The 827-nt window shown below is 36.2% G+C and carries 1 protein-coding gene and 1 pseudogene; both read right to left on the bottom strand.

Features of this window, described 5'->3' with window-relative positions; all coding sequences use genetic code 11:
- Positions 1–180 (bottom strand): annotated as a pseudogene (locus tag AC1DRF_RS30375) (hypothetical protein); the annotation flags it as partial.
- A 25-nt stretch (positions 181–205) separates the two neighbouring features.
- Positions 206–827 (bottom strand): sensor histidine kinase (locus tag AC1DRF_RS30370; protein ID WP_477742613.1); only part of this gene is annotated, 622 nt, incomplete at its 5' end.

Below are 827 nucleotides of genomic sequence, written 5' to 3'. Positions count from 1 at the left end.
TACGCCGTTAATATCCTGAACATCTTTCACTTCTATTTTTCCATCTTTATCTACTTGGTCCAATACAGTAATTTTCTTGTCGGGTTTTTCAACGGTTTCTCTATGGCTTTCTTTTTGTCCGCATGATGTTAAAATAAGAAAAGTGCTTGCTATATATATCATTAATCTATACCGTTTCAATAACGGTTCACTCCTTTTAGCTAACTCATTTCTCTTTTTTCAAAGGAAACGACACTTTGAAAATCGTCCATTTAGAATCAGAATGATACAGCTTGATAACGCCTTTTTGCTTTTCAGTTAAATCTTTGGCTAATGCTAAGCCAAGGCCTGTACCTCCGGATAAACGCGACCGATCTTTATTTACGGTGAAAAATGGTTGAAATAATTTCTCTTCTGCTTCGGGTGGAATTCCTATTCCGGTGTTAGCTACATCCACAATAATAGAATTCTCTAAAGTGTAAGACGTTACTTCCACTTTTCCGCCTGGTTCATTATATTTAATAGCATTGTCAATTAAATTGATAAAAATGTGTATTAAGCTTTCACAATCAGCCCAAACAACTGCTTCTTTGATATTTGTATGAAGAGTCAAATCAAATTTAGCTGCTTTTCCTTTCATACGATCGCATATGTCTTCTAGAAGCCGCTTCAATTCAACTTGCTCTGGCCGCTGCTCGAAATCATATTTTTCAAGCGCTGAAAGCTTTAGGATTTTATCTACCATTTCATGAAGGCGATTCGTTTCTTTACGAATATTCTGCACGCCGTCTTCCATAAGCTGAGGATCATCTCGATACATATCAAGTAAGTCAACATAAGCTTTGATC

The organism is Priestia sp. P5_B4, from assembly GCF_056400385.1.
The sequence above is the reverse complement of the archived record's forward strand: the minus strand, read 5'-3'. Positions and strand labels throughout refer to the sequence as shown.